This is a genomic window from Azospirillum doebereinerae (genome assembly GCF_003989665.1).
In the GTDB taxonomy this organism is placed as follows: Bacteria; Pseudomonadota; Alphaproteobacteria; order Azospirillales; family Azospirillaceae; genus Azospirillum; species Azospirillum doebereinerae.
The window spans coordinates 162536-183630 of the sequence record NZ_RZIJ01000003.1 but is presented as its reverse complement, the minus strand read 5'-3'; the positions used below and the strand labels follow the sequence as shown (position 1 = coordinate 183630).

General features: G+C 68.8%; 20 protein-coding genes. 4 read left to right on the top strand and 16 right to left on the bottom strand.

Features of this window, described 5'->3' with window-relative positions; all coding sequences use genetic code 11:
• Nucleotides 1–35: 35 nt before the first annotated feature.
• From EJ913_RS05930 to EJ913_RS05880, 11 genes are all read right to left on the bottom strand, one after another.
• A complete protein-coding gene (locus tag EJ913_RS05930; protein WP_126995761.1) occupies nt 36–443 on the bottom strand; it encodes a flagellar biosynthesis repressor FlbT in 408 nt (135 codons plus the stop codon).
• Nucleotides 444–572: 129 nt separating this feature from the next.
• Nucleotides 573–2438: a flagellin N-terminal helical domain-containing protein gene (locus tag EJ913_RS05925; RefSeq protein ID WP_126995759.1), complete on the bottom strand. Its 1866-nt coding sequence runs from the start codon at nt 2436–2438 to the stop codon at nt 573–575.
• Nucleotides 2439–2612: 174 nt separating this feature from the next.
• A complete protein-coding gene (locus EJ913_RS05920) occupies nt 2613–3695 on the bottom strand; it encodes a 3-oxoacyl-ACP synthase III family protein (RefSeq protein ID WP_126995757.1) in 1083 nt (360 codons plus the stop codon).
• A gap of 32 nt (nt 3696–3727) precedes the next feature.
• Complete coding sequence (locus EJ913_RS05915; protein ID WP_126995755.1) at nt 3728–4498, bottom strand: SDR family NAD(P)-dependent oxidoreductase; 771 nt, start codon at nt 4496–4498, stop codon at nt 3728–3730.
• Nucleotides 4495–5460, bottom strand: coding sequence for an AMP-binding protein (locus EJ913_RS05910; protein ID WP_244939267.1), 966 nt, complete (start codon nt 5458–5460; stop codon nt 4495–4497). Before EJ913_RS05910 ends, EJ913_RS05915 begins: the two co-directional genes overlap by 4 nt.
• Before the next feature lie 203 nt (nt 5461–5663).
• Entirely contained in the window at nt 5664–5912 is a 249-nt protein-coding gene (locus EJ913_RS05905) for a phosphopantetheine-binding protein (protein ID WP_126995751.1), read from the bottom strand.
• Nucleotides 5909–6748, bottom strand: a complete 840-nt coding sequence (locus tag EJ913_RS05900) for an alpha/beta fold hydrolase (protein WP_126995749.1) — start codon at nt 6746–6748, stop codon at nt 5909–5911. Before EJ913_RS05900 ends, EJ913_RS05905 begins: the two co-directional genes overlap by 4 nt.
• 1 nt (nt 6749) lies before the next feature.
• Nucleotides 6750–6983, bottom strand: coding sequence for a phosphopantetheine-binding protein (locus EJ913_RS05895; protein WP_126995747.1), 234 nt, complete (start codon nt 6981–6983; stop codon nt 6750–6752).
• A gap of 31 nt (nt 6984–7014) precedes the next feature.
• Nucleotides 7015–7791 (bottom strand): cytidylyltransferase domain-containing protein, encoded by a 777-nt coding sequence (locus EJ913_RS05890; protein WP_126995745.1) that lies wholly within the window; start codon nt 7789–7791, stop codon nt 7015–7017.
• Nucleotides 7788–8858: a pseudaminic acid synthase gene (gene pseI / locus EJ913_RS05885; RefSeq protein WP_126995743.1), complete on the bottom strand. Its 1071-nt coding sequence runs from the start codon at nt 8856–8858 to the stop codon at nt 7788–7790. The genes EJ913_RS05890 and pseI overlap by 4 nt, the downstream gene beginning before the upstream one ends.
• A gap of 79 nt (nt 8859–8937) precedes the next feature.
• Nucleotides 8938–10515 (bottom strand): glycosyltransferase, encoded by a 1578-nt coding sequence (locus EJ913_RS05880; protein WP_126995741.1) that lies wholly within the window; start codon nt 10513–10515, stop codon nt 8938–8940.
• Between the two features lie 159 nt (nt 10516–10674).
• On the opposite strand from EJ913_RS05880, the gene EJ913_RS05875 reads away from it, so the two are divergent.
• Nucleotides 10675–10893: a hypothetical protein gene (locus EJ913_RS05875; RefSeq protein WP_126995739.1), complete on the top strand. Its 219-nt coding sequence runs from the start codon at nt 10675–10677 to the stop codon at nt 10891–10893.
• A gap of 24 nt (nt 10894–10917) precedes the next feature.
• Here EJ913_RS05875 and EJ913_RS05870 read toward each other — a convergent pair whose 3' ends face one another.
• Both EJ913_RS05870 and EJ913_RS05865 read right to left on the bottom strand, forming a co-directional pair.
• Entirely contained in the window at nt 10918–12213 is a 1296-nt protein-coding gene (locus EJ913_RS05870; RefSeq protein ID WP_126995737.1) for a pentapeptide repeat-containing protein, read from the bottom strand.
• Nucleotides 12214–12309: 96 nt separating this feature from the next.
• Nucleotides 12310–14481 (bottom strand): ATP-binding response regulator, encoded by a 2172-nt coding sequence (locus EJ913_RS05865; protein ID WP_126995735.1) that lies wholly within the window; start codon nt 14479–14481, stop codon nt 12310–12312.
• 445 nt (nt 14482–14926) lie between these two features.
• Here EJ913_RS05865 and glgX point away from each other — a divergent pair, with 445 nt between their 5' ends.
• On the top strand, nt 14927–17149 hold the full coding sequence (gene glgX / locus EJ913_RS05860; protein ID WP_126995733.1) for a glycogen debranching protein GlgX: 2223 nt from the start codon (nt 14927–14929) through the stop codon (nt 17147–17149).
• A gap of 211 nt (nt 17150–17360) precedes the next feature.
• Here the strand turns inward: glgX and EJ913_RS05855 are convergent, their stop codons facing one another.
• Nucleotides 17361–17645 (bottom strand): MarR family transcriptional regulator, encoded by a 285-nt coding sequence (locus EJ913_RS05855; RefSeq protein ID WP_238519057.1) that lies wholly within the window; start codon nt 17643–17645, stop codon nt 17361–17363.
• Nucleotides 17646–18021: 376 nt separating this feature from the next.
• Between EJ913_RS05855 and gpmA the strand changes: the two genes are divergently transcribed.
• The gene (gene gpmA / locus EJ913_RS05850; protein ID WP_126995731.1) at nt 18022–18768 is read left to right on the top strand and encodes a 2,3-diphosphoglycerate-dependent phosphoglycerate mutase; all 747 of its coding nucleotides are present in this window, start codon (nt 18022–18024) and stop codon (nt 18766–18768) included.
• 16 nt (nt 18769–18784) lie between these two features.
• On the top strand, nt 18785–19492 hold the full coding sequence (locus EJ913_RS05845) for an extensin-like domain-containing protein (RefSeq protein ID WP_126995729.1): 708 nt from the start codon (nt 18785–18787) through the stop codon (nt 19490–19492).
• 20 nt (nt 19493–19512) lie between these two features.
• Here EJ913_RS05845 and EJ913_RS05840 read toward each other — a convergent pair whose 3' ends face one another.
• Entirely contained in the window at nt 19513–19968 is a 456-nt protein-coding gene (locus EJ913_RS05840) for a DUF411 domain-containing protein (protein WP_126995727.1), read from the bottom strand.
• A gap of 86 nt (nt 19969–20054) precedes the next feature.
• Nucleotides 20055–21077 carry a TRAP transporter substrate-binding protein gene (locus tag EJ913_RS05835; protein WP_126995725.1) on the bottom strand — a complete coding sequence of 341 codons (1023 nt, stop codon included), beginning with the start codon at nt 21075–21077 and terminating at the stop codon, nt 20055–20057.
• Nucleotides 21078–21095: the final 18 nt, after the last annotated feature.

Genomic DNA, 21095 nt, shown 5'->3' with positions numbered 1-21095 from the left:
GCGGGATCCCACCCGGTCCCCTCCGGTCAGTCGCCTCACGATTCCGATTCGGCGGACACGGCGTCGTCGGGCACCTCGACACCGCCCTTGAACATCTTCCGGCAGATTTTCAATGCACGGTAGTAGTTTCGAGCAATGACCAACTGCTCGATCTCACCCAAAGCCTTGACGGCGTCTGGTCGCGCCGCACGCGTCTCTTCGAGGATCGAGGAGAATCTCTGAAGATTCAGCTCCGTATCTTCCGGGAAGATGTAGACGAGCTGAATGACGAAATAGAGCTTTTTCTCGATGCAATCGATCTGCTCTTCTTTCAAAACCTCACGACCGCGCAGGAAATTGGCGGTGTTGTAAAGAAAAAATGAACCCGGACGATCCCCGGCACCAATGACGGCGCCGTTGATGATGACTTTTTCGTTCGGGCGAAGGACGAACTTGAGCGGCATGAGGTACGGACCCGGTGCGTTTCGGTGCCGCGCGACCGGCGGATGCCGGCCGGGCACAACCCAAAAAAGAAACGGGCGGCGGCTTGGAAGCCGCCGCCCGCCGGGTTCATCCTACCCGAACTCCACGCCTTAGAACAGGCGCAGGATCGACTGCTGCGACTGGTTGGCCAGCGAGAGGGCGATGGTGCCGAGCTGCTGCCGGGTCTGCAGCATCAGCAGGTTGGCACCTTCCTCGTTCTGGTCGGCCAGCGTCAGCTTGCTGGCGCCTTCCGTCAGCACGTCGCTGAACTCCTTGGTGAAGTTTTCGCGGGTCGTGATGATGTTCAGGTTGGTGGACAGGCCCTGCGACGCCGAACGGATCGTCGCCTTGGCGTTGTCGAGACCAGCGACCGCCGCGTCGATGTCGGAGCGGTCGGTCCAGTCGTTCTGCGCCTCGTCCAGCTTCAGGCCTTGGCCGCTGGAGGTCAGGTTGAACGCCGACACCGTGATCGAATTGGTGTTCTTCTCGTTCAACTGCACCGTCAGGTCGTTCGACGAGTTGGCGTCGGAGGTCTGCTTGGTGATGAGGTTCGCCGCGCAGTTCGCCGAGGCCGCCAGCTTGACGGTCTTCTGGTCCAGCTCGAAACGCACCGTGCCGCTGTCGAAGCCGAAGGATTGCTCGCCGTTGGACAGCTTGCCCTCGCCACGATTCGCCATGCCGTCGCGGGTGATCTGGGCACCGTTCAGGTTGGTGACCTGGACCTGGATGTCGACCTTCTTCTCGATGGACGAGATGCCGTTGCCCGAGTTGTTGGCCCCTTCCAGCAGCGTGCGGTCGACGGTGAAGGACACCACCGTGCCCGAGGCGAAGCTTTCCGAGATGTGCTTGGTCAACGCGTTGGTCGTGTTGGCCGACAGCGTCACCTCGCGGGCGGCGCCCGAGGAGGTGGCGCCGGTCAGGGTGATGGTGCCGTTCGCGCTGACCGAGATCGTGGCGAGATCCTTGCCCTGCAGACGGCCGCTGGCGCCAAGTGCCGTGCTGATCGACGCGCTGAGCTTCGTGGCGATGTTCGCCTTGCCGTTCTGACCGATCGCCACGTCCGCCGAGGTCGCGGTGTAGCTGAAGGTCTGCCCCTCGACCGTGATCGAGAAGATGTCGCCGGCTTCGATGGTGCCGCTGCCGACCGTGACGGTCGAGACCTGCGCCGTGCCCGAGGTCGCCGCCGTCGTCAGACCGGTCGAGATCGACTGGTTGTTGTCGAAGTAGCTGACCGTCCGGCTTTCCGTGCCGTCCGACACGATGAAGGAACGCTCGCGGCCCGTGGCGCCGCGCACTTCGATCTGCACGTCGGAGAAGTTGCCGGCGGTGGTGGACATCGTGCCCGACAGCTTCAGGCCGGTCAGGCCGTGCGCCGTCTCGGCCTTGGAGATGTCGCTGACCGCACCCTCGACCGAGCCGTCGCCCTTGAAGCGGATCGAGTAGGTGTCGGCCGAGGTCACGTTGGTGACGCGGGCGTTGTCGACGCCCGCGATGGTGTTGACAGCCTGACGCGACGCGCTGGTGCTGTTCATCTCCATCCCGTTGCCGCCGATCAGATTCTTGCCGCCGAAGGAGCTGTCTCCGGCGAGCTTGTCGATCTGCGTGCGCAGGGCGTTGAACTGGCCGGCCAGTGACTTGCGGGTGGCGACCGACGCGGCGTCGGTGCCGAGCGCGGCGTAGGCGGCGGTGGTCAGGCCCTTGGCCTGGTCGATCATGCTGTCGATCGAGGTCAGGCCCTTGTCGGCCGCCTTGATGGTGCTGATCGACTGGCCCATCGCGTCCTTCAGCGACGAAAGGTCGCCGGCGCGCTGGGTCAGGCCCTTGGCCGCGAAGAAGGCGGTCGGACCGTCGAGGGCGGTGTTGATCTTGTTGCCGGTGGAGAGAATGTTCTGCTTTTTCGCAACCTGGTCCTGCACGTTCTGCAACTGCAGAAGGTTCGTGCGCATTGAGGAGCTCAGGGAGACTTCGTTTGCCATAATGGTCACTCCTTTGGAGGATCGTCATCCGTCCGTGCCCCGGCAAAGGGCGGCTGGACGAAGGGGGACTAATTCCCCCGCAAAGGTGGTAAGCAAGAGGTGGGCCAGATCGAAATTGCCGGGTTTCCCCGGTAAACGCTGCCGGGCGGCAAAAAAGAGATAGGAAAATTTTGCCTATCTCTCGGCAGAATTTGCCGGATCGCCGGCAGTCCTTGCCGAGGCGGCAGAATTTGCCGGGTATTTCCTGCCGGGCAGGACAACCGTCGCGCACAGTGTCAGCGGCCCGGCGGACAGCGCCACGCTGCCCCAGGACCAGCCAACGCCGAAGCCCGACAGCAGCAGTCGGCGGCGTTCCGCCATCAGCGGCGCGGCCAGGGCTTCGGTCAGGGCCAGCGGGATCGAGGCCGAACTGGTGTTGCCAAGCCCCGAAAGGGCCAGCACGGTCTGCTCGGGGGTGGCGCCCAGCTTCTGGGCCAGATGGCGGATCATCTGGGCGTTGGCCTGGTGCAGGACGAGGTGATCGACCTCCGCCATGCTCCAGCCCGCGCCGTCCAGTGCGGCGCGAACGCTGGCCGGAACCTCGCGCAGGGTGAAGGCGAAGACCTGGGTTCCGTCCATGAACAGGCGGGCGGGGGTGCCGGGATGGCGCATCGCCCCGCCGGCCGCCGTCAGATAGGGCGCGCCCGCCCCGTCGCTGCCAAGATCGAAGACCATGGGGCCGGCGTCCGCCGCCGTCTCCAGCGCCACGGCGGCGGCACCGTCCCCGAACAGCGGGGCGACGGCGCGGTCGGACGGGTCGATCAGGCGGGAGGTGGTGTCGCCGACGATCAGCAGGGCGCGGTGCCCCGCCGACTTCAGCAAGGCCGAGGCCGTCCACAGCCCATAGACGAAACCCGAGCAGCCCTGCGTCAGGTCGAGCACGGCCGCCCCCTTGCGCAGGCCCAGCCGATGATGCAGCAGCGCGCCGCTGCCGGGCAGCACATGGTCGTGGGTCTGGGTGACCAGCACCAGCAGATCGACCGACGACGGCTCCCACCCCAACCCGTCGAGCAGGCGATGGGCCGCCGCCTCGGCGAGGTCGCTGGTGCACTGGTCCGGATCGACGAGGTGCCGGGCCTCGATGCCGGTCGCCTTGGCGATCCGGGCGGCGGCATCCTCGCCGAAACGCAGGGCGAGATCGGCGACCGTCTCCCGCCGTTCGGGAACGCAGCCGACCACCCCTCGCAGGGCGACGCCGTCGAGAACGCTGGCGACCATGCTTATTCCCCCTCCGTCCGGTCCGACGGGTATCAGCAGCCGATACCGCCGTCCACCGTGATGGTCTGGCCGGTGATGTAGCCGCCACCCTCACCCAGCAGGAACCGCACCACCGGCACCACGTCGGCGACGTCGCCCAGTCGGCCCAGCGGGGTCCGCCGCACGATCTGCTCGCGTTGCCCGGCCGACAGGGCCACCGACATCTCCGTCGTGAGATAGCCGGGGGCGACCGAGTTGACCGTGACGCCCAGCCGCCCGACCTCGCGCGCCAGGGCGCGGGTCAGCCCGTCCAACCCGGCCTTGGAGGCGGAGTAGGCCGCCAGCCCGACATAGCCGCGCTGCCCGATGATGGAGGAGATGTTGACGATCCGCCCGCCGCCCTGCCCCGGCCCTCGCCGCGTCAACTTGGCGCGCAGGAAGGCCCGCGCGGTCTGGATGGCGCCGGTCAGGTTGGTCTGGATCACGTCGGCGGCGTCAATGTCGGGGAAGGTGGCGAGCACCCCCTCCCGCGCGATGCCGGCGTTGTTGACGAGACCCCAGAGCGGCGCGTTTCCACCCCAGGCGACCGCGGCGTCGAAGAAGGCGCGGACGTCGTCGCCGTCGCCGATGCGGCAGGCTTGCCAGAACAGGTCGGGACCGGCCAGTCGTTCCAGCGCGTCGGAGGGCGCGCGGCTGCAGGTGGAGACGCGATAGCCGTCCGCCAGAAGCGCCGCGACCAGCCCGAGGCCGAGGCCCCGGCTGCCGCCGGTGACCACGACGTGGCGCTTGACCGCCGGGGGCGTTGGGGAGGCGGGGTGTGTCATGGCAATCCCTTTCGGCTCTTCTTGCCCGTCGCGCCCAATGGGATATGGGCGGCCAGCGTCAGCACGCGCGGTCGGGCGGCGGGGACAAGGTCGGCGGTGGCGGCGCGCAGCGCGGCGCGCAGAGCCGCCTCGTCGCCCCCCGGCGCCGGCACCACGGTGGCGGTCAGCAGGAAGCCGGTGATCGGGTTGGCGACCGGGACGACCGCCGCGTCGGCCACGCCCGGCACGGCGAGCAGCCGCTGCTCCACCGCTTCCGGCGACACCTTGACGCCGCCGACGTTGACCAGCCCGTCGCGACGGCCGGCGAAGAGCACGCGGTCGCCCGCCACCTCCACAAGGTCGCCGGTGTCGAGCCAGCCATCCCCCGTGCCAGGCGCGGCGAGCATGGCGCGCGGGCTGCGCACCTCCAGCACCCCATCGCGGATTCGCAGGGCGACTCCGTCCCGCCCCTCGGACAGCCATTCGGCCGGGAATCCGGCCCGCCCATCGGCGACGGCGAACAGGGCGCCCGCCTCGGTCGAGGCGTAGATGTGACGCAGCCGCGCCTCCGGAAAGGTCTGCCGCAGCCGGTCGAGCAGGGGCTGGTCCGCCGCCTCGCCGCCCAGCGTGACCGAGCGCAGCGGCGGCACCGCGTCGCCGGCCGCCATCAGAAAGCCGCGCCAGAAGCTGGGCGTTCCGCTGACATGGGTCACGGCGTGCTGCCGGGACGCCCGAACCAGTTCCGCGACCCCGCCGCCGGGGACCGAGACCAGCAGAGCTCCGGCGGCGGCGGCTGTCAGAATCACCTGGAGACCGGCGAAAGCCGCCGGCTCATAGGTCAATAACCAACGCGCGCCAACGTCAGACAACCCTTTAAGACGATCCGACAAGCGGTTGAAATTATGTGTTATTCTCTTCGGAGTTCCGGTGGTGCCCGAGCTTTCCAGTGTCACCGAAAAGCCTGTTCGGGCCGATGGATCCATTGAAGCCTCACCGTGCCGCGCGAGCCGAAGAGGGGTGTCGTCGCGCTGCGCTGCCGCCAGTGCGGCGACCACCGTGGAGACCCGGTTTCCGAAGACCACCCCACCCGCCGGAATCGGCAGCGCGGCCAGTTCGCTCCAGCCGAACGTGCCCTCCCCGTCGATCAGGCGGAAGCCGGGATGGATCCAGGACGGCCGGTCCGCCGTCATGCCGGAACGGCGTAGAGCGCCGCCAGCTCGCCCAAAGTGGTGAAATGGCGGAAGCCGGCCCGGAAGGGATCCTGGCCGGTGCGCTGCTCCAGCACCACCAGCAGCGTCGCCAGATCGAGGGAATCGATGGGCAGGCCACCGTCCAGGAACACGCTGTCGGGGGTCAGCGCCGGCAGGGCCTCGCCCTTGTCGGCGGCGATGCGGCCGAGTTCCTCGGCGATCAGGGCGAGCATGGAATCGGTCATCGGTCGTCCGAGGTGTTGTCGTCGCAGGAGGACAGGAAGGCGCGGATCGCGGCGGTCACCGGGCTGGCGGCCTCCGTGTGGGGCAGATGGCCGCTGTTCTCGAAGATGCGGAACGGCGCGCCGGGCGGAAGCCGCTCGGTCGGCGGCAGCGGGATGATGCGGTCCTCGCGCCCCCACAGGATCTGGATCGGCATAGGATAGCCGCTCCAATCGACCGGCGGGCCGCCGTCGGCGTGGATGGCGAAGGATGCTTCGACGATGCGCTCCAAGGTCGCCCGGCGCGCCGGGTCGGCGCCCTGGGCGTGGAGAACCTCGCCAATCCGGAGGGTCAGCGGCGACGGCCGGGCGAACAGGCGTTCGGCGCAGGCTTGCCCCTCGGCGATGTCGGCCGGCGCGATGGCCCGCCGCAGGAAACCGAGATCGAACGGCGTCCCCAACCCGGCGCTGGCCAGCAGGGTCAGGCTAACGACACGCTCCGGCGCCAGCCGCGCCAGTTCCCGCCCGATGTACCCCCCCATCGAATGCCCGACCACATGAAAGCGGGGCGCTTCAAGAGCCTCGGCGAAGCGGAGCAGCCAGGGTGCGAAGGACAGGACACGCCCGTCCCCGACGTCGAGGGTGGAGCCGCCATGCCCTGGCAGATCGACCGCGAGAACCCGGCGGTCGGCGGCCAGGGCGGAGAGGTTGAATTGCCATGTCAGCCGGTCCCCGGCGAAGCCGTGGAGCAGCAGCACCGGAATCCCGCCCGATCCGACCGACAGATACGCCGCCGGACCGCCCGCGATGTCGGCCACGCCCGCGCGCAGACGCCCCCCGCCCGGTGCCGGACGCGGCATGTCAGGCCGTGACCGCCACGCCGGCCAAGGCCAGCAGGTCGTCCACCGTCTTGGCCTGCGCCAGCTTCTCGCCCTCGACGACGACGTTCATCGTCTCGTCCACCAGGGCGATGAAGCTGATGACCGCCAGGGAATCCCAGCTGTCCAGCGATTCCAGCGTCTCGGCGCCGGTCAGGGTGCCGGGATCCAGTTCCAGCACGTCGTCGAGAGCGAGAAGGAAGTCTTTGCGGTCCATGAACTGTCTCCTAGCGTCTTCGTATCGTCGCTCAATGGAGCGTCTTTTGCCGGACCGAGCGGTTGATGTCCAGCCAATCGGGATGCTCGCGCAGAACCCTGCAACAATCCCGCCAGCCGAATCGGGGGTCGACGGGGTACAGGGCTTCCAGGATGCGGCGGACCAGTTCGTAGTCGGCCGCCTCGTCGACGCACCAGCGGTGCGTTTCGCCCGGATCGGCCTTGCTCGGTTCCGTTCCGGGACGCAGGGCCTCGCCCAGCCGGAAACGCTCCGGCCGGGTGTAGACGTAGGGGGTGACGTGCTCGCGCTCCGCCGGATCGGTGGCGAGGCGGGCGGCCTCGTCCAGCGCGGCGCGGGTCAGGATTTCGGCGTCCAGGCCGCGCGGGTAGCGCGCGCTGTCGATGGACAGGTAATCGAGTGGCGGCGTCTCCCGCCGTCCAGCGAGGAAGGCGGCAACCAGGGCGCCGACCAGATCCGGATCGATCAGCGGGCAATCGGCGGTGACGCGCACCACGAGGTCAGCGCCGGCCATCGCGGCGGCCCCGGCGAAGCGGCCCAGGACGTCGTGCTCGTCGCCTCGGAACACCGCCACGCCCAGGGCGGCGGCACGCTCGGCCAACGGGTCGTCGGCGGCGTTGACGGTGGTCGCCAGCACCACGGCGTCGAGGCCGGGGCTGCGCGACAGCCGCTCCAGGTGATGGGCCAGCAGCGGTTTTCCGGCGGCCTCCAACAGCACCTTGCCCGGCAGGCGGGTCGAGGTCATCCGCGCTTGGGAGATCGCGACGATCCGGGGCCGGGCGGCGGTCATGGCGCGTCGTCCTCCGCCGCCAGCATGTCCCAGCGCAGCGGCGTGCCGCGCGCCAGCGGACGGACGGTGCGCCGGCCGAGCAGCGCCGGGAGATGCTTGGGCTCCAGACCGAAGCCGGGGCGGATCGAGCGGAGATTCGCGGCGGTCAACGGCTCGCCCGCCGCGACGTCGGCGACGACGTAGAGCGAGCGGCGGTAGTTGCGTCCACCGGCCTCGCTCGGCTCCACCCCGTAATGCACGCGGCCGAGCGCCGCCCAGGCGGCGCGCACGGAGTCGGCCATCGCCTTGAACTCGGCGGGTTCCAGTGAGAAGGCGCTGTCGACGCCGCCCTCGGCCCGCGACAGGGTGAAATGCTTTTCGATGATGGTGGCGCCCAGCGCCGTCGCGGCGACCGGCACGGCCACCCCCTGGCTGTGGTCGGACAGGCCGACGGTCACCCCGAACATCTCGGCCAGATGGGGGATGGTGCGGAGGTTGCAGTCCTCCGGCGGCGTCGGATAGCCGCTGACGCAATGCAACAGGGCGAGCGGCGCGGCGTCGCCCACCGCCTCCACCGCCTCGGCCACCTCGCCCAGCGTCGCCAGACCGGTCGAGACGATCAGCGGCTTGCCCGACCGCGCGGCGCGGCGGATCAGGCCATGATCGATCAGCTCGAAGGAAGCGATCTTGAAGGCCGGAGCGTCGAGCCGTTCCAGCAACTCCACCGCCGTGTCGTCGAAGGGCGAGCTGAAGATGGTCAGGCCCAGGGCGCGGGCGCGGGCGAACAGCGGCTCGTGCCATTCCCAGGGCGTGTGGGCCTCGCGATAGAGGTCGTGCAGGGTGCGCCCGGCCCACAAGCCCCCTTCCAGCCGGAAGCCGGGGCCGTCATGGTCGATGGTGATCGTGTCGGCCGTGTAGGTCTGGAGCTTCACCGCGTCGGCGCCGGCCGCCTTCGCGGCGTCGATCAGCGCCAGGGCCCGGTTCAGCTCGCCGTTGTGGTTGCCCGACATCTCCGCGATCAGGTAGGGCGGATGGGCGGGACCGATGGGGCGGCCGTCGATGATGAAGCTGGCGGCGGGGGACGGCACGGATGAGGGCCTTCGCTCTTGCGGATCGTGTCGGGGCGGATCGTGTCGGGAGAGTGTCGCACCGAAGAATGAAGGAAGATTAATTCCCTCGCCCGGCGCGTATCAGGGCGCGGGCCTCCTCGCCATAGGCCAGCAGCCGTTCGGCGCAACGGCGGCGATCGCCGATTTCGGCGAAACGCGCGCGCGCGGCGTCAACGGCCCGGCGGCGCGCGTCCGGATCGGCGAACAGACCGGCGGCGCGGTCGATGTAGGCCGCGCGGTCGGGAACGGTGAAGGCGGGGCCGGCGACGCTCGCCGCGTCGCCCCAGGCGAAGGTGACCACCGGCACCCCCTCGGCCAAGGCGTAGCCCGCCCCGCCCCCGCCGCCCTGCCGGCCCGGGTTGAGGAAGGCGTGGCAGCGGCGGTACAGGGCGCGGATGTCGGCGACATGGCCCAGGCAACGCGTGCGGCCGCCGTTGCGCAAGGACGCCAACCGTCCCGGCAGGGCCGGCGCCCGGCCGGCGAAGGCGACCAGCGCGCCCGGACAGCGGTCGAGAACGTCGTCGACCAAAGCGAGGAAGTCGGGCGTCGCCTCCTCGTCGAGCCGTGTGCCGACCACGGCGAAGACGAAGGGCGCGTCGCCGAAACCGGGATCGCCCATGTCGCCGCGCGTCGGCGGCAGGGTGTAGCCGAAGGTGAAGGGACGGAAGCGGCGCGCGAAGGGCGCGCGGTACAGATCCGGGATCGACACCGTGTAATCCTGCTCGTCGAAGCCCAGCAGGATGTGCGCCAGCGAAATGGTCAGGCCCGAGGTGGTGGGGATGCACACCACCGGCCGCGCGCCGGTTTCCGCGAACAGGTCGGCCACGATGTTGGAGCCGCCGAAGGACACGATCAGGTCCGGGTTGTAGCCGTCGACGGCCTCGACGATGGCGGACAGCTTGGCTTGGGAGAAGGCGCGATCGGTGAAGGACGCGACCTTCACCCGGCGGCCGAACATCTCCATCGCGAAGACGCCGTCGAACTCCTCGACCAGCTCGGCGACCATGGGCGGGATGAACAGGTTCTCCACGCGGGCCGGCAGCAGGTTGGTGTTGATGATCGCCACGTCGAGGCCGAATTCGTCCTGCAGGCGGCTGGCGAAGTCGAAGCAGTCGCGCGTCGGCTGGTGGCGGTCGTTGACGAACTGGTTGGTGACCATCGCCACCCGGCGGATCGGCCCGTCGCCGGGAACGGCAACCGGCGGGGTCAGCGACCAGCGCCGCGCCACCAGACGGACCAGCGCCTCGTGGAAGCGGTAGAGGTCGCAGGCGACGAAGCTTCCGGCCTTGTCCCCCGTTGCCGCGCCCAGGAACAGCTGCCGGGACATGCACCAATAGGAATAATGCATCAGCGCCGGATCGACGCTGTCGCCGCCCAGCAGCAGGTAATGCAGGATCCGCTCGTAGTGGTAGAGATCGCCGGTCAGCATGAACAGCACCGAATGCAGCCGCACCGTGTCGCCGCTGGGCGCATCGCGGTGCAGACGCTCGGCGATGGCGAGGCGGGTGGGACGGTCCACCTCGCGGCGCACCGTTTCGCACAGGGCGGAAAAACGGTTGATCTTGTCCGCGTCGAACTCCCGGTCGACCAGATAGCCCATCAGGGCGGCGTCCCAAGCCTCGACCATGTCCGACATGTTGCACCCTGGGCGTTCGCGCGGGAAACCTTCCTCTCTGTTACGCCTGGAAGACTGCGGTTTCAAGGGGATGCGGCGGGGCGGGACTCATGGAAACCGTTGCAGGCCGGGGCGGATGGCGACACACTGCAAACAACCTTACTTTTATAGGGGATTCTCGTGACAGGATTCGAAAACGCCACCGGCCCGGAGGGCATTGTGATCGGCTTGATCGAGAAGACCGCGCAGGACCTGGACGCGATGTCCGACACGGCGGGCGAGATCGCGCCCGATGTCGGCGATCTGGCGCAGGTGCTGGTCGATGCCCAACGCATCGCCGACCGTGCCTCGCTGGACTTGCGCCGGCTGGCCCGCAAGGTCGCCACCGCCAAGGCGTGACGCCGGGGGCTGGAGTGGGCGCGCCTACAGCTTCAGCCCGGCCACGCCGTCCAGTACGGCGCCCTGGGCCAGCGCGCGCCGCTCCAGCTTGGCGCCGAACAGCTTGGCCGCGCTGAAATCGGTCTTGAACAGGTCGCAGCCGATCAGGTTGGCGAAGGACAGGTCGGCCCCCGACAGGTTGGCGCCGCGCAGGCTCGATCCGCTGAGGTCGGCGTAGCGCAGCCGCGCGCCCGACAGGTCGGCGGGGCGGGACCGGTGTTCGTCGAAGACCAGCGGGCGCAGGTCGGTGTTGCGCAGGTCGGTGTTGTTCAGCTTGGCCCGCTTCAGGTTGACGCCGCGCAGATCGCCCTCGGTCAGGATGGCGCCGCGCAGGTCCGCGTCCTCCAGCACCGCCGCCTGCAACTGGACCCCGGTGAGGTCCAGGCCGTACAGCGTCGCCCCCACCGCCCGCAGCATGGTCAGGCAGGCATGGGCCAGCGACGGCGCGTGGCGCAGGTCGAAGCCCGACAGGTCGAGCGCCGTGCCTTGCGCGCCGCCCGACCCGACCCAGGCGATGTGGTCGGCCAGCAATTCGTCCAGGCTGCGCCCCAGTTCCGCCACCACCCGGCCGACCGGCTTGTCGGTCAGGGCGCCCTCGACGTCGGCGTCGGCCAGTTCGGTCATCGTCATGGTGGCGCCGGTCAGCACCGCTCCGCGCAGGCAGGCGCCGCGCAGGTCGGCGCCCGACAGATCGGCACCCTCCATGTTGGAGCCGGTGAAGTTGGCCCCGCGCATGGTCGCCCGCACCAGCTTGCAGCCGCGCATCACCGCGTCGGTGAAATCGGTGTGGATCGCCATCGCGCCGGACAGCCGGGCGTTCGTCAGGTTGGCGCCCGACAAATCGGCGCCGCTGGCCTCGGCCGGCATCGCCTCGATCTGCACCACGCGCAGATGGCCGGAGCGGTCCTTCTCCGCCAGCGACCCGTCGCGCAGATCGGCGGCGAACAGGTTGGCGCCGATCAGGATCGCGCCCCGCAGGCAGGCGCCACGCAGATCGGCCTTGATCAGGCTGGCCTGTTCCAGATTGGCTTGGCGCAGATCGGTGGCGAACAGCGCCGCGCAATCGAGCTTGGCGCCCGACAGGTTGGCGCCGCGCAGGCAGGCGCCGACGAAGTCGGCGTGGGCCAGATCGCGGCCCGACAGATCAAGACCCGAAAGGTCGCAGAAGGACAGGTTGGCGCGGGCCCCGCCGATCCGCGCGTTGCGGAACATCTCGTGACGTCGCACCGCGATGTCGAGCTGCGTCTGGTCGAGACGGGTGAGGGCGCGGGTCTGGGTCATCGCGAGATCGCTCCTGTCGGACACACAGACTCCCGCTGACATGCTTCAGAAACGGTTAACGCATACGGGTGAACCCTTAATCTTAAGCCACCGTCGCTAGGCAGCCGTCTGCCGGTGCAGCGTCCGCCCGTTGCGATCGGTGATGACCGCCGTCAGGGCGTCGCGCAGCCGGTCGGGCGTGAAGGGCTTGTGCAGCAGCCGGCAGCCGGTCGCCACCGCCTCGCGGATGCGTTCGGGGGCGGTGTCGCCGGTCAGGATCACGCCGGGAATCGGGTGGTCCAGAATCTCGCCGACGCGGGTCACCACCTGCACGCCGGTCAGCCGGCCCGGCAGGCGGAAATCGGTCACGATCAAATCCGGCTTCTCGGCGGCACTCTCCACCAAGGCGACGGCGGCCTCGCCATCGGCGGCCTCCATCACCCGGTGCCCCCAGCTTTCCAGCAGCAGCAGCATGCCGCTGCGCTGGACGGGATCATCCTCGACCACCAGGACCAAACGCTCGGCATCGGACGGCGCCTCGCCCGCCGCGTCCTGGGCCACCGGACCGGCGGCGCCGCGCCCGAAGGCGGCGACCGGAACGCTGAGCGCGAAGACCGAACCGGCCCCGAAGCGCGACCGCACCTCGATCGCGTGCCCCAGCAGGGCGGCCTTGCGCCGCACCTTGGCCAGCCCCAGCCCCAGCCCCTGGCGCCGGTCGCGCTCCGGGTTGCCGAGCTGGACGAAGTCCTCGAAGATGTTCTCCAGATGCTCCTTGGGGATGCCGGCGCCGGTGTCCCACACCTCGATGCGCAGCCATTGTCCGCGCCGCCGACAACCCACGGTCACCCGCCCGGCCGGCGTGAAGGCCACCGCGTTGCGCACCAGATCGCGCAGCATCCGTGTCAGCATCGCCCGGTCGGTCCGCACCGTCAGCCCGCAGGGCATGGCGCGCAGTTGCAGCCCCTTTTCCAAGGCGGCGGCCCGGAATTCCTCGACCACGTCGTCCAGCACCGCCGCGACGGGAACGTCGGCCACCTCCGGCCGCACCACGCCGGCGTCGAGGGTGGCGACCTCCAGCAAGGCGTGGAGCAGCTTCTCCCCGGCGTCGAGAGCCTCCCCCATCTTCTCGGCGATGGAGCGGTCGCGCGGCTCCTTCAGACGTTCCATCAGCAGGTAGTGGAACAGGCGCAACGCCTGGAAGGGTTGGCGCAGATCGTGGTTGGCGGCGGACAGGAAGCGGCCCTTGGCCTGGTTGGCGCGCTCCTTCTCGTCCAGCGCGCGGACCAGCTTCTGGTTGACGGCCCGCAGGTCGGCGGTGCGCTCCTCCACCCGCTGCTCCAGCCGGGCCTTGGCGTCGGTCAGGTCGCGGCGTGCGGCGGCTTCGCGGCGCAGGCTGGTCATCCCGATCCAGGACAACCCCAGCAGGGCGAGGAAGCCGACCCCGGCCACCGTCAGCCCGCGTTCCAGCCGGACGTGCCACGGCGCCAGGACCACGTCGCGCGGCACGGCGACGGCGGACAGCACGGGCAGGCCGACCATGCGCTTGAGCCCGAGGATCGACATCTCCGGAGCGGACTCGCTTCCGCCGGTGCGCCACTCCGATTCGACCGTCTGGGCGCCGGGTGTCAACGCGGGCAGGTTGCCGAGCGCGGAGGTGCCGAAGCCGGCGAGCCGCGTCCCGTCCGGACGGAACAGCCCCGCCGAGCGTTGCAGCCCGTCGCCGAACGCGTTCAGCACCGGCGTCAGCGCCGTCACCGGCACCGCCATCAGCACGGCGCCGTCGAACACCGCTTTGTCGAACGCCATGCCGCCCCGGTAGAGCCGGCGGACCAGCAGGATCGCGCGCTCGCCCCCCGATGTTCCCGACGCGACCAGCACGGCGTTGCGCCGCCCCGTCTCGGTGCCGACCGACAGTCCGCCGAAGCCGTCGCCGTCGAAGGCGACCGGAGGGCCGAAGCGCATCCCCCCCTTGGCGTCGAGGATCGACAGGCTGTTCGGCCCGGTCGTCGCCAAACTCTCGTCCAGCCCGTTCTCCGCCCAGCCGGTCAGCCCGCCGCTCTCGAAGCGTCCGGCGACCTGGGTCAGCCGGACGGCGGCGTTTTCCAGGATCGCCTGTGCGTGGCCGTCGAGGAGGGCCACCGCCTGCCGGGAATCCCCCTCCGCCCGCTCGATGGTGTCGTCGTAGTCGAGCGCGGTCACCGCCCCCCACGCGACGGCGCCCAGCACGCTCAACGCGACGATCACGCTGGCCAGGACGGTCTTTGGACGGGCGACGAGACTGCGTGGCATGGGGGAAGCGGGCGCAACGGAAGCGTGGGACGGAAATCCGGCGTCGTTCACCGGACTGGATGGAGCGGGCGGCGGAAGCACCGGATCAAGACCGTCCAGCGGAAGCCTCGCCAAGCGATGGCTTGGAGAGGGCAATGGGCGGGAGGGGTGTTTCCAAAATCATATCCTCGGCAAAAGCACGGACCACAGGGTGGACACAGCGAAACGCTTGGGCGTTACCGTGACTGCCCCAGGGGCAGAGGCGACGCCTCGGACCATCCGAAATTTCGCATCGACAATCCCGACTGCGGGTGCTTACCTTCCATTATATTAGCTCTATTTGCAGCTTCGATTATAGCACGGAAGCGTTGAAGGCGCGAGTACCCTTGGCGACTATGACCATTCTCATAATGCCCGCCCTCCTTTAGGGGCAGGCCATCGGGGTCGGGTTTGGTGCGGCAATCTTGTGAGGCGTGTCTTGAAGAGTTTCACCGTTGCCCCGTCAACATTCGGCCGGTCCCGTGTTCGGGAGGGCCAACCTTACCCGTTGGGAGCCACCTGGGACGGTCTGGGCGTCAACTTCGCCTTGTTTTCCGCCAACGCCACGAAGGTGGAGTTGTGCCTGTTCGATCCGGAAGGCCGGCGGGAGCTGGAGCGGATCGTCCTGCCGGAATACACCGACGAAGTCTGGCACGGCTATCTCCCCGACGCGCGGCCCGGCACCGTCTACGGCTACCGGGTTCACGGCCCGTACGAGCCGCGGGCCGGGCACCGCTTCAACCCGCACAAGCTGCTGCTCGACCCCTACGCCAAGCATCTGATCGGCCCGCTGCGCTGGTCGGACGCGCATTTCGGCTACCGCGTCGGCGCGGCGCGCGGCGATCTTTCCTTCGACCGGCGCGACAGCGCGCCGGGGATGCCGAAATGCGTGGTGATCGATCCGGCCTTCACCTGGGGCGGCGACCGTCCACCGGCGGTCCCATGGGAGCGGACCATCGTCTACGAGGCCCATGTCCGGGGCTACACCATGCGTCACCCCGCCGTGCCGCCGCAGCATCGCGGCAGCTTCGCCGGGCTGGCGGTGCCGGAGGTGGTGGACTACATCCGCGCGCTGGGGGTGACGGCGGTGGAACTGCTCCCGGTCCACGCCTTCCTCGACGACCGCAACCTTCTGGAGAAGGGGTTGCGCAACTATTGGGGATACAACTCGATCTCCTTCTTCGCGCCCGACCCGCGCTATCTCGGGACCGGCAAGATCCACGAGTTCAAGGAGATGGTCGCCCGTTTCCACGAGGCCGGAATCGAGGTGATCCTCGACGTCGTCCACAACCACACCGCCGAAGGCAACGAGCTGGGACCGACCCTGTCCTTCAAGGGGATCGACAACGCCTCCTATTACCGGCTGGCGCCCGACCCGCGCTATTACATCAACGACACCGGCACCGGAAACACGGTCAACCTCAGCCACCCGCGTGTCCTCCAGATGGTCACCGATTCCCTGCGCTACTGGGTGACGGAGATGCACGTCGACGGCTTCCGCTTCGATCTGGCCACCATCCTGGGGCGTGAGCCGCACGGGTTCGACCAGGGCGGCGGATTCCTCGACAGTTGCCGGCAGGATCCGGTGCTCTCGCGGGTGAAGCTGATCGCCGAGCCCTGGGATTGCGGGCCCGGCGGTTATCAGGTCGGCGGCTTCCCGCCGGGCTGGGCCGAATGGAACGACAAGTTCCGCGACACCGTGCGCGCCTATTGGAAGGGCGACGAGGGCAAGCTGCCGGAACTGGCGACCCGGATGACCGCCAGCGCCGACCTGTTCAACCGGCGCGGCCGGCGCCCCTGGGCCAGCGTGAACTTCGTGACGGCGCATGACGGCTTCACCCTGGCCGATCTGGTCTCCTACAACGACAAGCACAATCTGGCCAACGGCGAGAACAACAGGGACGGCCATTCGCACAACATCTCGTGGAATCACGGGGTCGAGGGGCCGACCGACGACCCGGACGTCAAGGCGCTGCGGCAGCGCCAGATGCGCAACCTGCTGGCGACGCTGTTGCTGTCGCAGGGCACGCCGATGCTGCTGGCCGGGGACGAGTTCGCCCGCAGCCAGGACGGCAACAACAACGCCTATTGCCAGGACAACCCGACCGGCTGGATCGACTGGGAAGCGGTGGACGAGGACGGGCACGAACTGATCGCCTTCGTCCGCCGCGTCGTCGCGCTGCGTCAGAGCCATCCGCTGCTGCGCCGGGGACGTTTCCTGACCGGCACGATGAAGGCGGACCGGGAGGTCAAGGACGTCACCTGGATCACCCCCGCCGGAACGGAGAAGACCACCGAACAATGGCAGGACCCGATGGCGCGTTGCCTGGGCATGTTGCTGGACGGCCGGGCGCAGGCGACCGGGGTGCGCCGGGCGCCGTCGGACGCGACCCTGCTGCTGATCGTCAACGCCCACCACGACGTGGTCCCCTTCACCCTGCCCGAGGTGATCGGCGGCAGCCAATGGCTGCGGCTTCTCGACACGGCCGAGCCGGACCGGCTGGGCGTGGCGATGGACCGCAACGGCGACGAGATCGCGGTGACCGGCCGGTCGCTGCTGCTGTTCGAGCTGATGCCCGACCGGCGTTCGGAATCCGCGCTGAAGGCGGCCGCGAAGGCGGCGAGGGACGCCGCCGCGCCGGTCGAATAAGCGCGCGCCCTTTCCGTGCTTGGAGGCGCCGCTCTGCTGATGGTCACGGCCAGACCCGCCGCCCGGCTTGGGCGTCACCATCGTGACGGCCCCAAGCGGCAGGTCGGACTGGTTGGGCACCGGCTGGCACCGGGCGAAGGCTTTGTTCAGGGCCGAATTGTGAAGAACGATTCTCCGGTCTCGACGACCATCCGGTCCCTGGCAGAACGGCTCAAGCCCGCCCCCCCTCCTCCAGCCCCGGATTGAGCCGGAACGTGATCGCACGGCCCAATTTGGATTCCCGCAGAAGGATCTGCTTGGTCTCCAGCAGCTTGATCGCCCGGTTCACGTTCGGGCGCTGCATGCCCAGCGCATCGGCCAGTTCGGACTGGAGCACTGGAATGGGGCGGTCGAAATGGAGTCTCCGGCTTAAATAGGTGAACACACGAAGCGCCTCCAGAGTGATTTCCCGGTCGGTCGAGACGGTCCTGGAGAGGAAGTCATGATGATGCAGCATCGCGGCCTCTGAACGCAAGGTTGTGTGACGTCGGATGGACAATCAGCGGCTGTCCGATCCATCGCAGCCCGGACGGGCGGAGCGGCATGGCGGCAGGCCGGAGTCGGGCGCGTCGGTGCCACCAAAGGTTAACACCCGTCCGCTTCCCCTCTTCCCATGCCCCTGTATCGCTTGCGATTTCGGACAAAAAGAAGGTTATCGCGCGATTGTTGTCCGAGTGTGTCGGCGCTGTTTCGGCCTTGACACAAATTATGATCACGCGCGCAATCTTGGAACGGTTTTTGGTCATCTTTGTCGCACCCGCCGCCCGGCTGGGAACCCGGCCGCCCCCGTCTCCGTTGCCTGTGCCGGTACGGATTGCGGAAAGGAGAGCCGGATGCATCGCCTAATTCTGCTGCGGCACGGCCAGAGCACATGGAACGCCGAGAACCGCTTCACCGGCTGGACCGACGTCGGCCTGACCGACCGGGGCGTCGCGGAAACCCGGCAGGCCGCCGAACTGCTGAAGGCGGCCGGGGTGGACATCGACGTCGCTTTCACCTCCGTGCTGAATCGTGCCATCGAGACCCTGCACGTCGTCCTGCGCGACATGGACCGGCTGTGGCTGCCGGTCCACAAGCACTGGCGGCTGAACGAGCGGCATTACGGCGCCCTCCAGGGCCTGAACAAGGCCGAGACGGCGGAACGCCACAGCGCCGAACAGGTCTTCCTGTGGCGCCGCAGCTGGGACGTGCCGCCGCCGCCCATCGAGCCGGACGACCCACGCTCCGCCGTGTCGGACCGCCGCTACGCCGGGATCGCCATGAGCAACCTGCCGCGCGGCGAAAGCCTGAAGGACACCGTCGAGCGCGTCATCCCCTTCTGGCGCGATGGCATCAGCCCGGCGTTGCGGCTGGGCGCGCGGGTGCTGGTGTCGGCGCACGGCAACAGCCTGCGCGGGCTGGTCAAGCATCTGGACAACGTCGCCGACCAGGACATTCCGCTGTTCGAGATTCCGACCAGCCGTCCGCTGGTCTACGAGCTGGGCGAGGATCTGGTGCCGATCCGCCGCTATTTCCTGGGTGAGAACGGTACGATGGAGGACATCATCTGGCCGCGGCGGAGCGACAGCGCGGCGGCCTGACGACGGCGCGCACCGGATGGCGCGGTTCTTCCTTTGGACGCTGCTGCTCCTGCTGATCGCCGTGTCGGCCGCCGTGGTGCTGGTCCGCGGCGGGATCGTCACGGTGCCGGACCGCTACGATCCCTGGGCACCGCTCGATCTCCAGGCGGCGCCCAACCTGCTGACCCGGCTGAAGCTGGCGCGGCTGGACGGTGATCCCGGCCAATGCCTTGCCGTGCTGGGCGGCTCGCGGCTGCGCTTCACCCCGGCGCCGGACCGCGAGTCGCCCGCCGGCTGCGCGCTGCTGAACACGGTGCGGGTCACGCGGTCGGAACTGGGATTCAGCAGCGGTTTCACCGCGACCTGCACGCTGGCCGCCGCCTGGATGCTGTTCGAGATCCACGCCCTGCAACCCGCCGCCGAGCGGCATTTCGGCCAGCGGATCGCCCGAATCCGGCATCTCGGCACCTTCGCCTGCCGCAACGTCTACGGCCGGACCGAGGGGCGACGCAGCGAACACGCGACGGCCAACGCCATCGACGTCGCGGAGTTCACGCTGGAGGACGGCACCGCGATCTCCCTGACCCGCGACTGGGGCCGGGATGGCAGCAAGCCGGCGGCCTTCCTGCGCGAGGTGCGGGACGGCGCCTGCCGTTTCTTCGCCGTGGTGCTCGGCCCCGATTACAACCGGGCGCACCACGACCACTTCCATCTCGACATGGGTGGCTTCCGGACCTGCCGGTAGCCGCCCTTTCCGTTCTGGCCTCAGTGCCGGGCGAACAGGCGGTCGCCGCCGGCAGCGCCGAACAGCACGACCTCGTAGGATTGCCCCGTGCCCATGTCCATGCCCGGCGCGTCCTGCGGCATGCCGGGCGCGGCAAGCCCCTTGGCCCGCGGCCGCTCGCTCAGCAGGCGCTTCACGTCCGACGCCGGGACATGCCCCTCGACGACGTAGCCGTCCACCAGCGCGGTGTGGCAGGAGGCCAGCGCGTCGGGAACGCCGTTCGCGCGCTTCACCGGCTCCACATCGTCCACCACACGGACGGTGACGCCGAAACCGGCCTCGCGCATGTGCCGCACCCAGCCTTCGCAGCACTCGCAGCTCGCGGCCTTCCAGACCGTGACCGCCGGCCCCGCCGCCGCGCGCCCAAGGCCCGGAACGGCCACGACGGCAAGGGAGAACAGCCCCGCCGCGAGTGTCCGACGCCGTGTCATGACCATGATCGTGCCCTTCCTCAATCCAAGAAGGCCTGTCTTCACGACGGACCGTCCCCATCATTCCATGGAAACGGCCCGCACGGCACGCGTCAGTTCGACGCGCGCTTCTTCTCGATGGCGGCGAAGGCCTCGCCGACCAGGGCGTCGCCGATGTCGGCCTTGTACTTCTCGACCACCGGCTTGACCGTCTCGCGGATCTTGGCCAGTTCCTCGGGCGGCAGCTCGTTGACGGTCATGCCCTTGGCCTTGAGGGAGGCCAGCGCCTCGGCGTCCTGCTCGCGCGAGATCTTGCGCTGGAAGGCGGTGGCCTCGGCGGCGGCGCTCTGGAACAGCGACTTCTCATCGGCGTTCAGCGTGTCCCAGAACTTCTTCGACACGATCAGGGATTGCGGGTTGTAGATGTGACGGGTGACCGTCAGGTATTTCTGCACCTCGTTGAACTTGGTCAGCTCGATGGTCTTGAACGGGTTCTCCTGGCCGTCCACCGTGCCGGTCTCCAACGCGGTGAAAAGTTCCGGGAAGGGCAGCGGCACCGGGTTGGCGCCGAGCGCCTTGAACACGTCGATGTAGATCGGCGTCTGGATGACCCGGATCTTCAAGCCGGCGATGTCCTTGGCCGTCGCCACCGGGTGGCGGTTGTTGGTCAGGTTGCGGAACCCCAGATCCCAGAAGCCCAAGCCCACCAGCCCCTTCTCCGGCAGCTTGCCCATCAGCTTTTCGCCGACCGGCCCGTCGAGCAGCGCGTCGGCCTCGCCCCCGTTGTTGAACAGGAAGGGCAGATCGACCAGCGCGAACTCCTTGGCGAGGCTGACCAGGATGCCGGCGTTCATCACCGACATCTCGACGATGCCGCCCTGGAGCGCCGAGATCGTCTGCACGTCGCCGCCCAGCGTGCCGCCGGGGAACAGCTTCACCTTGATCTTGCCGCCGCTGCCCTTCTCGACCAAGTCGGAGAAGCGTTGGGCGCCCTGCCCCTGCGGGTGTTCCTTGACGTTTTGGAAGGCGAATTTGACCGAGCGGTCCTTGTACTCGGCGGCGGCAGCGGCGCCGCCGGCCAGCAGCATCAGGCCGGGAACCACCAGACCGGCCAACAGGCCCTTGAAAGTCTTCATTGTCGTTTCCTCCAGAAA

Coding starts and splice junctions, on each gene's coding strand:
- EJ913_RS05880 (WP_126995741.1), bottom strand. CDS start 10,515: ATGTCGGACATGGTCGAGGCTTGGGACGCCGCCCTGATGGGCTATCTG.
- EJ913_RS05855 (WP_238519057.1), bottom strand. CDS start 17,645: ATGCTGCATCATCATGACTTCCTCTCCAGGACCGTCTCGACCGACCGG.
- EJ913_RS05865 (WP_126995735.1), bottom strand. CDS start 14,481: ATGCCACGCAGTCTCGTCGCCCGTCCAAAGACCGTCCTGGCCAGCGTG.
- EJ913_RS05930 (WP_126995761.1), bottom strand. CDS start 443: ATGCCGCTCAAGTTCGTCCTTCGCCCGAACGAAAAAGTCATCATCAAC.
- EJ913_RS05845 (WP_126995729.1), top strand. CDS start 18,785: ATGGCGCGGTTCTTCCTTTGGACGCTGCTGCTCCTGCTGATCGCCGTG.
- EJ913_RS05905 (WP_126995751.1), bottom strand. CDS start 5,912: ATGACCGATTCCATGCTCGCCCTGATCGCCGAGGAACTCGGCCGCATC.
- EJ913_RS05890 (WP_126995745.1), bottom strand. CDS start 7,791: ATGACCGCCGCCCGGCCCCGGATCGTCGCGATCTCCCAAGCGCGGATG.
- EJ913_RS05910 (WP_244939267.1), bottom strand. CDS start 5,460: ATGGATCCATCGGCCCGAACAGGCTTTTCGGTGACACTGGAAAGCTCG.
- EJ913_RS05835 (WP_126995725.1), bottom strand. CDS start 21,077: ATGAAGACTTTCAAGGGCCTGTTGGCCGGTCTGGTGGTTCCCGGCCTG.
- EJ913_RS05920 (WP_126995757.1), bottom strand. CDS start 3,695: ATGGTCGCCAGCGTTCTCGACGGCGTCGCCCTGCGAGGGGTGGTCGGC.
- EJ913_RS05840 (WP_126995727.1), bottom strand. CDS start 19,968: ATGGTCATGACACGGCGTCGGACACTCGCGGCGGGGCTGTTCTCCCTT.
- EJ913_RS05925 (WP_126995759.1), bottom strand. CDS start 2,438: ATGGCAAACGAAGTCTCCCTGAGCTCCTCAATGCGCACGAACCTTCTG.
- EJ913_RS05895 (WP_126995747.1), bottom strand. CDS start 6,983: ATGGACCGCAAAGACTTCCTTCTCGCTCTCGACGACGTGCTGGAACTG.
- EJ913_RS05870 (WP_126995737.1), bottom strand. CDS start 12,213: ATGACCCAGACCCGCGCCCTCACCCGTCTCGACCAGACGCAGCTCGAC.
- gpmA (WP_126995731.1), top strand. CDS start 18,022: ATGCATCGCCTAATTCTGCTGCGGCACGGCCAGAGCACATGGAACGCC.
- EJ913_RS05915 (WP_126995755.1), bottom strand. CDS start 4,498: ATGACACACCCCGCCTCCCCAACGCCCCCGGCGGTCAAGCGCCACGTC.
- EJ913_RS05900 (WP_126995749.1), bottom strand. CDS start 6,748: ATGCCGCGTCCGGCACCGGGCGGGGGGCGTCTGCGCGCGGGCGTGGCC.